Annotated in this window: 13 protein-coding genes; 7 read left to right on the plus strand and 6 right to left on the minus strand. The window is 62.5% G+C overall.

Annotated features, from left to right (window positions below):
• Nucleotides 1-277 precede the first annotated feature (277 nt).
• The 3 genes from ACYP01_RS19950 to ACYP01_RS19960 all read left to right on the plus strand — a co-directional run bounded on the left by ACYP01_RS19950 (nt 278) and on the right by ACYP01_RS19960 (nt 2,278).
• Nucleotides 278-952, plus strand: a complete 675-nt coding sequence (locus ACYP01_RS19950) for a hypothetical protein (RefSeq protein WP_373937244.1) — start codon at nt 278-280, stop codon at nt 950-952.
• Entirely contained in the window at nt 949-1,719 is a 771-nt protein-coding gene (locus tag ACYP01_RS19955) for a site-2 protease family protein (RefSeq protein WP_003944319.1), read from the plus strand. The genes ACYP01_RS19950 and ACYP01_RS19955 overlap by 4 nt, the downstream gene beginning before the upstream one ends.
• A gap of 70 nt (nt 1,720-1,789) precedes the next feature.
• The gene (locus tag ACYP01_RS19960) at nt 1,790-2,278 is read left to right on the plus strand and encodes a GNAT family N-acetyltransferase (RefSeq protein ID WP_021333947.1); all 489 of its coding nucleotides are present in this window, start codon (nt 1,790-1,792) and stop codon (nt 2,276-2,278) included.
• A 100-nt stretch (nt 2,279-2,378) separates the two neighbouring features.
• On the opposite strand, the gene ACYP01_RS19965 is transcribed toward ACYP01_RS19960, so the two are convergent.
• Nucleotides 2,379-3,617, minus strand: a complete 1,239-nt coding sequence (locus tag ACYP01_RS19965) for an HNH endonuclease signature motif containing protein (protein WP_459681934.1) — start codon at nt 3,615-3,617, stop codon at nt 2,379-2,381.
• Nucleotides 3,618-3,709: 92 nt separating this feature from the next.
• Nucleotides 3,710-4,207, minus strand: a complete 498-nt coding sequence (locus tag ACYP01_RS19970) for a winged helix-turn-helix transcriptional regulator (protein WP_003944415.1) — start codon at nt 4,205-4,207, stop codon at nt 3,710-3,712.
• A 58-nt stretch (nt 4,208-4,265) separates the two neighbouring features.
• Here ACYP01_RS19970 and ACYP01_RS19975 point away from each other — a divergent pair, with 58 nt between their 5' ends.
• Together ACYP01_RS19975 and ACYP01_RS19980 are read left to right on the plus strand one after the other, a co-directional pair.
• A complete protein-coding gene (locus ACYP01_RS19975; protein ID WP_125050443.1) occupies nt 4,266-5,681 on the plus strand; it encodes an MFS transporter in 1,416 nt (471 codons plus the stop codon).
• The gene (locus ACYP01_RS19980; protein WP_459681937.1) at nt 5,678-6,847 is read left to right on the plus strand and encodes a thiolase family protein; all 1,170 of its coding nucleotides are present in this window, start codon (nt 5,678-5,680) and stop codon (nt 6,845-6,847) included. The genes ACYP01_RS19975 and ACYP01_RS19980 overlap by 4 nt, the downstream gene beginning before the upstream one ends.
• A gap of 27 nt (nt 6,848-6,874) precedes the next feature.
• On the opposite strand, the gene ACYP01_RS19985 is transcribed toward ACYP01_RS19980, so the two are convergent.
• The gene (locus ACYP01_RS19985; protein WP_378446981.1) at nt 6,875-7,531 is read right to left on the minus strand and encodes a class I SAM-dependent methyltransferase; all 657 of its coding nucleotides are present in this window, start codon (nt 7,529-7,531) and stop codon (nt 6,875-6,877) included.
• A 240-nt stretch (nt 7,532-7,771) separates the two neighbouring features.
• Between ACYP01_RS19985 and ACYP01_RS19990 the strand changes: the two genes are divergently transcribed.
• Nucleotides 7,772-8,713, plus strand: a complete 942-nt coding sequence (locus ACYP01_RS19990) for a DUF808 domain-containing protein (protein ID WP_020968812.1) — start codon at nt 7,772-7,774, stop codon at nt 8,711-8,713.
• Here the strand turns inward: ACYP01_RS19990 and ACYP01_RS19995 are convergent.
• A complete protein-coding gene (locus ACYP01_RS19995; RefSeq protein ID WP_459681941.1) occupies nt 8,710-9,663 on the minus strand; it encodes a helix-turn-helix transcriptional regulator in 954 nt (317 codons plus the stop codon). The genes ACYP01_RS19990 and ACYP01_RS19995 overlap by 4 nt on opposite strands.
• 64 nt (nt 9,664-9,727) lie before the next feature.
• Between ACYP01_RS19995 and ACYP01_RS20000 the strand changes: the two genes are divergently transcribed.
• The gene (locus ACYP01_RS20000; RefSeq protein ID WP_037131507.1) at nt 9,728-10,192 is read left to right on the plus strand and encodes a pyridoxamine 5'-phosphate oxidase family protein; all 465 of its coding nucleotides are present in this window, start codon (nt 9,728-9,730) and stop codon (nt 10,190-10,192) included.
• Here the strand turns inward: ACYP01_RS20000 and ACYP01_RS20005 are convergent.
• Nucleotides 10,182-11,111, minus strand: coding sequence for a cation diffusion facilitator family transporter (locus tag ACYP01_RS20005; RefSeq protein ID WP_007726784.1), 930 nt, complete (start codon nt 11,109-11,111; stop codon nt 10,182-10,184). The two genes, ACYP01_RS20000 and ACYP01_RS20005, sit on opposite strands and share 11 nt — an antisense overlap.
• A gap of 91 nt (nt 11,112-11,202) precedes the next feature.
• The coding region (locus tag ACYP01_RS20010; RefSeq protein WP_459681944.1) for an aromatic acid exporter family protein at nt 11,203-11,975 on the minus strand (773 nt) is incomplete at its 5' end.

An 11,975-nucleotide genomic window follows, 5' to 3' on the forward strand; every position in this document is an offset into this window, starting at 1 on the left:
TGTCTCCTACGGTCGACGTGCAGCAGTTGTCCCGCCGCATTGGTACTGCCTGGCTTCCGCGCACATGATGCAGCGCCGAACTGTTGCAGTGACCGAAGGAGCAGTCTAGCCCAGAGCACCAGACCAGACCTGACGGTCCAGAATTTGGCCGGTGACCATCACGATTGCGAGTCGACACAGAGACTCGCACTAAGATCGTCGGCAGTGATTCGGACGGCCATTTCGGGGAAGGGTGGCGAGGTCCCACTACCCGAAAAGAAGTCTGATCGAGCTAGGAGTGGCTTTGACCCCTGTGGTGCTCAAATGTGGCGATTCGCCGGTTCCACTCCCCCTGGGTGAACTCACGTCGTTCACTGTCCCCGAGCTTCCGGAGAAGCAAGACTTCGACGAGGCACTGTCCCAACTGCAGGTCGTGACGGAGCCGCGCTTGATCGTCGTGGGCAACGACGGCGCGTTTGCCGCGGCATTGACGCGGTTGATGCGATTGGAGCGACTCAACGTCGAACTCGCCTACGTCACCGAGAACAGGTCCGACGCAACCGATGCGTACAAACTCGCGACCGGTGCACGAGCTGCGCGCACGGCCTTGAAAGGCACAGTCCACACCGTGCCGCTCATTCGTGACGACGCCGGAATCGCGCTGGTAGGTGCAGCAACTGTCACGGGTCCGTCGGATGCAGACGAACTGATCGGCGAGGCCTACGTCGACGACAACAAGCTGTTCTCCGGCACAGTCCCCGGCATCCGGATAGTGCCGAGCCCCAAGCTCCCCGGGATCAAGGCATCAGTCGACCGCAAGAGCCGCTGGAGCGGGCGACGCTGGCTGGAAGGCCGAGCCATTCAACTGGGCTCGCCGGCAGCGCGACTGGTTCGCGACGGGGTGGCCAACCCACGCGATCTGAAGCGTTCGACCTTCTACCGGCACGACAAGACTTGGTTGTTGGTCAGGTGAGAACCGGAGCAGCACGGTCGGCGGTTCGGCCGAGCCCTGTCTTCCTCGGCGTCGTTGCGATCACTGTCATCGCCGGAATCGTCGCTTGGAACTCGACGTGGGGTTCCATCGCGGGCCGCGCGGGTGTTTTTGTCCTCGTGGTTGCCGGCTGGGTGGTCACGCTCTGCTTGCACGAATTCGCGCATGCCTATCTGGCGTGGCGTCATGGAGACACCGACGTCGAGGCTCGTGGCTACCTGACGCTCAACCCGCTCAAGTACAGCCATCCGATGCTCTCGATCGGTCTGCCGGTGCTGTTCATTGCATTGGGCGGCATCGGGCTTCCCGGCGGCGCCGTGTACCTGCGCACCGGGATGTTCCCGCCCAAGGTGCAGGCCCGAATATCGCTCGCCGGTCCGTTCACGAATGCCGTCGCCGCCGTGATCCTCCTCGTCGTCATACGTACGTACGGCTCATCGGCCGAGCATCTGACGTTCTGGGCCGGCCTCAGTTTCCTGGCCTTCTTGCAGGTCATGGCAACAGTTTTGAACCTGCTCCCAGTCCCGGGTCTGGACGGTTACAACGCACTGGAGCCCTACCTCGCACCCAACACACGGCACCAACTCGACCAGTTCAAGCCGTACGGACTGCTCCTGCTGGTTGCGCTCCTGTTCGTCCCACAGATCAATGTCGTCTTCTTCGACGCGATCTACTGGATCTTCGAATTGAGCGGTGTGTCCGACTACTACGCCATGCTCGGTAACGCCCTCATGCGTTTTTGGACGTGATCGAGTGCGCTGGAGGAGACTCGTGAGAGTCTGACATTTCAGACATTCATTCTTCTTCAGGGGAGCATCGATGATTGCGACGTCATTTCAGTCCGGCGGAGTGGAGTACACCCTCACGCGGGCCGAGATTCGACACGTGGAGGCACTGATCGACTTGCTCGCCGACGACCCGATCGGCAGCACCCGGGAGACGACCAACCCCGAAGCCCGAACGATCTACGAGGACGCGTTCAAGCGAATCGACGAGGATCCGGCTCAACTTCTCGTCACCGTTCTGGTCGGCGACGCGGTAGTCGGCACAATGCAATTGACCTTCATTCCGGGTATGAGCCGGATGGGTGCGACGCGACTGCAGATCGAAGCTGTTCGCGTCCACGAGGACTACCGAAGTAAAGGCATCGGCAGTTCGATGATCCGATGGGCCTGCGAAGAAGGTGCCCGGCGCGGCGCGTTCCTGGCGCAGCTCACTTCGGATCAAACTCGCAAGGAAGCTCACGACTTCTACGAGCGACTCGGATTTGTGGCCTCCCATGTCGGGTTCAAGAAGTCACTGAGCTGACGCCCTGCCACAAAACTCCCAAACGCGGGGACTCCCAAACGCGAGCTCGAGCACCGGGGCGTAGAGGTGCCCCGGTGCTCACGTCTTCAGTTGTCGCGGTTCACGCCGCTGTCGGTGGGCTGTCCCCGCCGATCGGCTGTTGATACGGGTCGATCGACATCGGTGGATAGAACACTGTTTTCCGATCGGGGCCGATCTCCACCCGCCATTCGGTGTGGTGCAGTGTCCGATGATGATGACCGCACAACAAGATCAGATTGTCGAGATCTGTTGGGCCACCATCGTTCCAGTGAACAATATGATGGGCATCGCACCACCCCGACGGTGTCTTGCACCCCGGAAACGCACACCCACCATCGCGAACCGCCAACGCCCGCCGCTGCGGCACCGTCGCCGTTCTCGCTTCTTTGCCGCAGTCGAGCGGAACACCATTCTCGTCCAGGAGGATCCGGGTGACGGTGCAGTCGCACGCCAACATCCGGGCAGTATCGATACTGATCGGGCCCACCCAATCCGCCCACGCGAACCCCAACTCCTCAGTGGACGGCAGGAGGTCTTTCAGAACTTTAAGGTCTGTCATATCTTTCGCCGACGCAGTCACCGTGATGTGCGGTTTCACCCCGCCCTCGATCGGACCCAACCCCGCCCGCTCGTACCGGCGCAACAACTCGCAGAACCCGTCCGCCCGCCGTAGCGCCGGAGTACGCGTGTCCTTCACGCCGTCCTTCTCCGGCGTCGGAGCCGACAGACTCGACAACAACGTGATCAACCGGGCCCCGTTCACCGCATCCAGATCACCCTTCACGGTCACCCGCCCGTACAAACCTTTCGACGCGTAGAACTCGTTACGCTCGGAATCCTCGCCGACCGGGACCCCGTCCTCACGGTTTCCGTACTGCTTCTCGATCCGGCGGATCGCCGCCCGCACCGCATCACAATCAGCGATGTTCTTCGACGCCAGGCCAAGCAGGATCCCGCGGGCCTTGTCCACATCCGCCGGCGTCATGTTCTTCGGTGGATGCTGACAGAACGACGCCACCTGACGGGCTTTCAACGCATCAACGTCACCGCGGTGAAACGCATCGCCGACAAGAGGTTCGAGCATCAGCAACCGCGCCAACCCGACCAGCAGACTGCACTCACCGATCTCCAGATTCGTCGAACCATGCAACCACTGAGCGATCGCCCGAAAACCCTTCCCGCCAAGAACGTCCCGGGAAAACATCTCCACGATCAGCAACACCATCCGCGACTGCAACTCGTGTCGGGCGCGCACCAGATCCAGAACCTCACCCTTGAGGTCCTCGCTATCCAGTTGCCATGCTTCCCGACTGTCCATGCTCAAAGTTTAATCGAACATACTTTCGATAACCAGAGACAAACCGGACAACTTCAAGAAGACCTACACTCAAGAGCTGTTGAGATGCATCGCTATTCGCGCAACCGCCGACGCGATTCGTTGACAGAGACTCGCAACTCCCCCAAAGGCACTTCACGACCCGACTCACTGCGCACCTCAACGCGAACGCGCTCACCAGTAGCGTCGTCGGCCACCTCCAACGGTCCACCTTTTCCGCCGTGCAGATACTTGTCGCCCCACTGCATCAGCGCGAGAACCGCCGGCAGCAGGTCACGGCCCTTCTCGGTGAGCACGTACTCGTGCCGCGTCCGCTTTCCAGGCTCCTTGTACGGCACACGCTCGAACAGTCCCGCCTCAGTGAGTTCTTTCAGCCTCGCCGACGCAACCGCCTCGGTGATGCCGACTCGCGACGCGAAGTCGTCGAAACGCGTTGTGCCGTAATAGGCCTCTCGCAGAATGAGCATCGCGGATCGAGTGCCGACCACTTCCATGGCCCGCCCGATCGAACAGTGCGTGGCCCGCCAGGCGTCGCGATCTTCGAGCACTCCGGTCAGTCGTACAGCGTCCATGCAATTCACCATACCCCCTGGCTTGCCATAACCATAGCCAGAGTCTAGATTGCTGACTATGGAACTTCATAGCCAGCCGGTGCGGACCGGACCCCTGCTCGCGATACTGTCGGGGGCGCCGTTTGTCGCCAGCCTCGATCTTTTTGTGGTCAACGTGGCCTTCGGCGACATCGCCAAGAGCTACCCGGGTCACTCGCTCGGCGAGTTCAGTTGGATCCTCAACAGCTACGCGATCGTCTACGCCGCACTGTTGATACCCCTCGGACGCTGGGCGGACAGGATCGGGCACAAGCGCGCCTTCATCGCCGGCCTCGCACTGTTCACCCTCGCCAGCGCCGCCTGTGCCTTCAGCCCGTCCTTGTGGGCACTGGTGGCCTTCCGTATCGTCCAGGCAGTCGGCGCCGCAGCGCTCACCCCGGCCAGCCTCGGGCTTCTGATCAATGCGCTTCCCGCCGCGAAACGTCAATCCGGCGTTCGCATCTGGGCAGCCGCCGGCGCTGCAGCAGCTGCATTCGGCCCTGTCGTGGGCGGCATCCTCGTAGAGGCCTCGTGGCGCTGGGTCTTCCTGATCAATGTTCCAGTGGGCATCGTGTTGCTCTACTTCGCAGTCCGACTCGTACCGGATACAACACACAAGGACCCCGATGCCGGTATCGACTTCGTCGGCGCTGCCCTCCTCACCGTCGGAATCGGCTCTCTCGCCCTGGCACTCGTCCAGGGTCCGGACTGGGGATGGACCGACAATCGCGTTCTGATCGCCTTCGCCGTGGCCGCCGTGACACTACTCTCGTTCTGGTGGAGCAACTCTCGTCACCGGACTCCGTTGATTGCTCCGGATCTTCTGAAGATCCGCTCGTTTGCCTGGTCCAACGTCACCGCCATCCTGTTCAGCGCAGCATTCGCCGCGGGTCTTCTCTCGAACATCCTGTGGCTCCAGGAAGCCTGGGGATACTCGGCTCTGCGAACCGGTTTCGCCGTCTCACCGGGTCCGCTTCTCGTTCCGCTGTTCGCCATCGCCGGCGGATCGCTGACGCGGAGGTACTCGGCGGGACGCGTCGCCGCACTCGGCAGCCTTCTGTGGGCAGTCGGAACCGTACTCGTTCTCGTCTCGGTTGATACGACACCCAACTACGCGACCGGACTCCTACCAGGCTGGATCATCGCCGGGATCGGTGTCGGCCTTGCCCTGCCGACCATCCTGTCGCAGGCCACGGCGGATCTGGCACCTGCCAGATCGGCCACCGGTAGCGCAATCGTCAGCATGAGCCGACAGATCGGAACCGTTCTCGGCGTGAGCGTTCTGATCGCGGTTCTCGGCTCTGCTGTCGACTACGACACCTTCCGCCAGGCCTGGTGGGTGATCTTTGCCGTCGCGCTTGTGTCTGCCCTGGCATCACTGGGAATGACGCCTGCGACCACACCCACCCCGGTTGTCCCTGCTGAATCCGCCATCCCTGAAAGGAATTTGTCATGAGAGACGCAGTTATCGTCGAAGCCGTTCGTACTCCGATCGGCAAGGGAAAGGCGAACGGCGCCCTGCACGGCATCAACGCCGTCGACCTCCTCGCCCACAGCCTCAAGGCGGTAGTCGAACGCACTGGAATCGATGCAGCACTGATCGACGACGTCATCGCTGGAGCGGTAAGCCAAGTTGGTGAACAGAGCCAGAATGTCACTCGCACTGCCCTTCTCGCCGCAGGCTACCCCGAGTCGGTTCCGGGGACCACCGTCGACCGACAGTGTGGAAGTAGCCAACAAGCGGTTCATTTTGCCGCTCAGGGCGTCATCGCCGGGGCATACGACATCGTCGTCGCTGCCGGAGTCGAGTCGATGAGCCGAGTGCCGATGGGCTCGAGCAGCGTCGGGCGTGAGTCACTCGGTGTAGGTTTCGAAGAGCGTTACCCGGACGGTCTGGTTCCGCAGGGAATCAGCGCCGAATTGATCGCCGCCAAGTGGGGACTGAGCCGTACCCAACTGGACGAGTTCTCGGCGTCAAGTCATCGAAAAGCCGCGCTGGCAACCGAAAGTGGCTACTTCACCAAGGAACTCGCCACTCTCCCGCAGCTCTCGATCGACGAAGCGATCCGCCCCGGCACCACTGTGGAGACCCTTGCCGGTCTGCGGACTGCTTTCGAATCCGACTACTACGCACAGCGATTCCCGCAGATCGACTGGTCCATCACCGCGGGAAACAGCAGCCCGCTTTCGGACGGCAGTTCGGCGGTGATGATCACGACCAGTGAGATCGCCGCGAAACTCGGCCTCACCCCGAAGGCACGGTTGCACAGCTTCGCCGTCGCCGGCGACGATCCGCTGTACATGCTCACCGCGGTCATCCCTGCTACCCAGAAGGTCCTGGCCCGCGCGGGGTTGACGGTCTCGGACATAGATCTGTTCGAGGTCAACGAGGCCTTTGCCCCAGTGGTCCTCTCGTGGGCAGCGGATACCGGCGTCGATCTGTCCAAGGTGAACGTCCACGGCGGCGCCATCGCACTCGGTCACCCGCTGGGCGGCAGTGGAACGCGGATCATGACCACCCTGGTCAATGCGATGGAACAGCGCGGCGCGCGCTACGGGCTCCAGACCATGTGTGAGGCAGGTGGGTTGGCCAACGCGACCATCCTGGAGCGCCTGGGCTGAGCAAACTCCATGGACGGTGCTCGGACATCAGTGTCCGAGGGCCGTCCATTCAGGATCCGGCTTCCTCGCCACCACCCGAAACACGATTCCGCCCCGTCCGCTGCGCTGCACCTCGTCGATCAGGAAGCCGGCGTTTTCGAGGTATCCGACCGGTTCGCGGGTGAGGTGATCAGCACCGAACCGAACGAAAAGCGGTTCCACGGCCTTCATCAACGTGCGCGCAACAACGTTCTTGCTCGGCCCGTGCTCCGCGAGAACGAATCGACCACCAGGCACCAGGACCCGAAATGCTTCACTCGCAACTCGGTCCGGATCGGGGATCGTGCAAAAGGCGTACGTGGATACCAACGTGTCCACGCACTCGTCGGGAACGTCGAGTGCTTGCACGTCGCCGAGACGTAGGTCGACTTCGGTCTTCACCCCCTCGGAGACCTTGACCCTGGCCTGATCGAGCATCGCACTCGAGATGTCCACGCCGATGACGTAATCGACGTCATCCCCGTAGAGAGGCAGGTTCAGCCCGGTACCGACGGCGATCTCGACCACGCGGCCATGCGCCTGGTCGACAGCCCATTTCCGGGCGTCACCGAGCACAAAGCGCTCGAAGCGCCCGATCTGTCGGTCGTAGTGCGCCGCCATTGCGTCGAAAGTCTTGGCGACCTGTGCAGTGTCTGGTTCACGCATAGTGCCCCGTTTCGATCGATCTTCTGTGCAGTCTTACACGCGAGCACCGGGTCGGGAAGACCTTTCGTGACGAAGAGCGACCGGCCGCGCGACGCAGTCCCTGACGGATGACCCCGGTATCGTTCCAGGTGACCTGACCTCACCAACGACCATCATGGATAGAGACCTCGTGCGATCAAGTAACTGCGTCACCGGATCGGTCCGGCCACCTTTTTCCACTGATTCCACTGGAGGTCTGTGATGGCCGGAGGACTCTTCGCCCTGCTCGACGACGTCGCAGCCCTGGCTCGTATGGCTGCCGCCTCGATCGACGACGTTGCCGCCGCAACCGGTAAGGCGACCGCCAAAGCGGCAGGCGTCGTCATCGACGACGCAGCCGTCACGCCGCAGTACGTCCGTGGGCTCGCGGCCGAACGCGAGTTGCCCATCATCAAGCGCATCGCCATCGGATCGCTGCGCAACAAGCTGCTGATCATTCTTCCGATCGCTCTGCTGCTGAGTCAGTTCCTCCCCTGGCTGCTGACGCCACTGTTGATGGTCGGCGGCTGTTACCTCAGCTACGAAGCGGTTCACAAGATCTGGGGTGCAATTTTCGGCCACGGTGACCACCACGAGGCCGCCGACGAGCATCCTCGCGACGAAGAAGCAGTGGTTTCCGGCGCCGTCCGCACCGACCTGATCCTGTCCGCCGAGATCATGGTGATCGCACTCAACACCATCGCGGGCGAAGGTTTCTGGAGCCGATTGGTGATCCTTGCCGTCGTGGCGGTCGTCATCACCGTGGTCGTCTACGGCGTCGTCGGACTGATCGTGAAGATGGACGACATCGGATTGAAGATCGCCGAGACGTCGTCTGGCTTCACCCACAAGGTCGGCCGAGGCCTCGTTCGCGGCATGCCTCACGTGATGTCGGTGCTCTCGGTCGTGGGTACCGCCGCGATGCTGTGGGTCGGTGGCCACATCCTGTTGGTCGGCATCGACGAACTGGGCTTCCACCCGCTCTACGACGCCGTTCATCACGGCGAAGAAGCAGTCAGTGACATCGCCGGAGTCGGTGGCGTGCTGGCGTGGATCGTCAACACACTTGCGTCGGCGGCACTGGGTCTCGTGGTCGGCGCCATCATCGTCGCAGCTCAACTGGGTATCACCCGCCTGCTCGCAAAGCGTTCTGCAACGGCCTAGTCACTGCGAGTGTGGCGGAGCACCATCTGCTCCGCCACAGCCCGCAGTCCTTCACGCAACGACCGTGGCTCGAGCACTTCGACGTCCGCTCCCAAACCGATCAACTGCGAGAGCGCGACAGCTTCGCTCTCGAGTTTCAGCTCGGCACTGACCCATCCGTCGTTGTCCTCTGGCCCCACTTCGACTGCAGCGGCAAGCTCGCCCACCACATCGGGGAGCCGGCGCCTGCCCTCTGGTGACAATCGCACGCGACACTCGAAGCGAAGCAGCGAACGGTCGAACTCGGCCATCGACGCTGCCCACCACGACGGCAGGTCGAAATCCGCCGGGCGGGCGAACGAATCATCCTCTACGACGGCGTTTTTGATGCGGCCGACCCGGAACGAGAGCGTACGTCCGTTCATCCCCGCCACGAGATACCAAATTCCGGCTTTGATGACCAGACCCAGCGGTTCGACCGTCCGCTCGCGATCGCGATAGGCGAAGCGCAGTCGACGTGAGTCCAGCGCAGCGGATGTGACGATCGGAAGCGCAGAGATGTCGTCGACGCCGCCGAACCAACCCGGAACGTCCACGAGAATGCGGTCCTGCCACAGTCGTGCACTCTCGCGCAGGGGACCGGGCAGGGAGCGGAGCAGTTTGGCCCCCGCCGAACCGACGGCGTCGGATCGCCCGAGATCTGCAGCAATGGACGGCACACCCAACAGCATGAGTGCGGACGTCTCGTCGTCCGTCATGCCGGACAACTTGGACTGCCATCCGTCGAGCAGACGGATGCCACCACCGGGGCCGCTCTCGGTCCAGATCGGCACACCGGCAGCCGACAACGAGGCCACGTCGCGGTAGATCGTCCGCACTGACACACCGAACTCGTCGGCCAACTGATCGGCGATAACGCCGCGACTCCCCTGCAAACGCAGCATGAGTTGGAGTAGGCGCGCGGATCTCATGGACCGAACATTACCGAGAATCACTGACAGAAGTTGTCAGGAATAGGGGTGCACAATGACCGTCATGGTCACCTGGAAGCAGTTCTCCGAAGAAGTACCCGCTCTTGCCGACGCGGTCCAAGCGCGGTTCAAAGCCCACAAGCATCACGTCCTCGCAACGCTGCGCAAGGACGGTTCACCACGGGTCAGCGGCACCGAAGTCGAAATCCTCGACGGGCGTCTGGTGCTCGGTTCGATGTTCGGCGCACTCAAGGCGAAGGACCTCATCCGTGACGGGCGCTACGCCCTCCACAGCAATCCCGGCGAGCACACCATGGAGGGCGGTGACGCGAAGATCGCCGGACTCGCACGCGAGGTGACCGGCGACGAGTTCGAAGCCGTGCTCGCAAGCTACACCTACGAAGTTCCGAAGCCTCTGCACCTCTTTGTCCTCGACATCGACGAGGTGGTGCACACGACTGTCGACGACGAACACATGTATGTCGACCTCTGGAAGCCGGGCAAAGAGATCACCCGCTTCACCAAGTGACGTTCTTCTCGCAGTGCTCGCCGTTGGCACACGATTCCACCTGGACGGTGGCGTGGGAAAGACCGTGACTCTCGAGGACGGTGCGCGCGGATTCCAGAACGTTCGACGAATTCGCGTCACTGGTCAGGTGGACCGTGGCGACATCCATGCCGGTGGTGAGAGTCCAGACATGTAGGTCGTGGACACCCATCACGCTCGGCAGCGCGGCCAGGTCGGCCTCGACCGCTTCGACGTCGACGTCGGCCGGCGAAGCCTGCGTCAGAATGCGCAGCGATGCTGCGGCCAGTTTGATCGCGCGCGGCACCACCCAGAGCGAGATGAGAACACCGACGACGACGTCCGCCCACGTCCAGTTGAACAGCAGGACAAGGCCACCGGCGATCAGAACGCCGACGCTACCGACGGCGTCGGCAAGCACTTCGAGGTAGGCGCCACGCACGGCCAGGCTGTCCTTGGAATCGCCGCGCAGCATCAGCATCACGACGATGTTCGCGGCCAATCCGGCAGCCGCCGTGATGATCAGGGCGCCGCCCGGGATCTCGGGTTCGTTACCGATGCGGCCGATTGCCTCGTAGAAGACCCAGGCGGCGACGGCCAGCAGCATCACCGCATTGGCCATGGCGGTCAGCACTTCGGCGCGGTGCCAACCGAAGGTCCTGGCCGCGGTGGTGCTGCCCCTCTTCGCGAGCAGCAGCGCCGTCAGTCCCATGGCCATACCCACCACGTCTGTGAGCATGTGACCGGCGTCGGCAAGCAGAGCCAACGAGTTGATCAGGATACCGACCGTGGCCTCGAGTACGAGGAACGCAACGAGGATCGCAAGCGCGATCGCCATTTTTCTGATGCGTTGCGGTGACGGTCCTACGCCGACCGAATCTGCTGCCGAGTGGCCATGTGAATGACCGTGCCCTGCTCCCATTTGTCCTGTTCCCTCCCAAGTCCTTCTCAGAGCATATGCATACATTCGCATACATACAATGAGTTGCTCAGTGAGCGGGAAACGGCAGAGGTCAGTGATCCGGCTCGTAGGCGGGATGAGGCACGGTGGGCGGCAGAGTGGCGATCGACGAGATTCGCTTCATGCCCGCGACCTGCAACAGGTCGACGACCAGCGATCGAATCTGGGCGAACACCACCGTCGAGGACAGGCCCGCGTTCTCGACTATCGCCGGTTTCAGTTCCTTCGCCACCGAGCGCAGGACGCGCGCTGCTTCGGCCTGATCAGGCTGCTCCCCCGGCTCCGCCAGGATCATGTCCTCGAGAACTTCGACGGCTTTCGACAAGCGCTCGACCTGAGCCACCAGACGCGGATCGAGGATCTCGTCGTCCCTGACCAACGTCAACGAACGACGCGCGAGCACTCGAATGTTGCGCATCGCGTTGTCGATGGGATCGGCTGTCGCCATGAGCCTTTCGAGGCGAGGCCGACTGTTCCAGTACAGTGGGGAGATTCGGCTGATCTCGCGCCCGCCGAGAAGGTTACTGCGCAACCCGTCGATGGCACCCTGAGTTGCGCGCGCCTTCTGCAGTGCCTTCACGATCGGGTCCGGGTCATTCGCGACGAGGCCGTCTGCCACCAATTGCAGTACCTCGGAAGCGGTTCCGAGGATCGATGCGGCATCCTTGCGCGCGCGTCGTACCGGGTGGGTGGGGATGATCGCGACCACCGCGATACCCACCAGGCCACCGACAAGGGCATCGATCATGCGATCGGGACCGCCGCTGCCGCCCGGCGGGATCAGCGTCGCCACCAGCACAGCCGAGTTTCCCGCCTGCATGGAGA

This window comes from Rhodococcus sp. no. 34 (genome assembly GCF_054589475.1).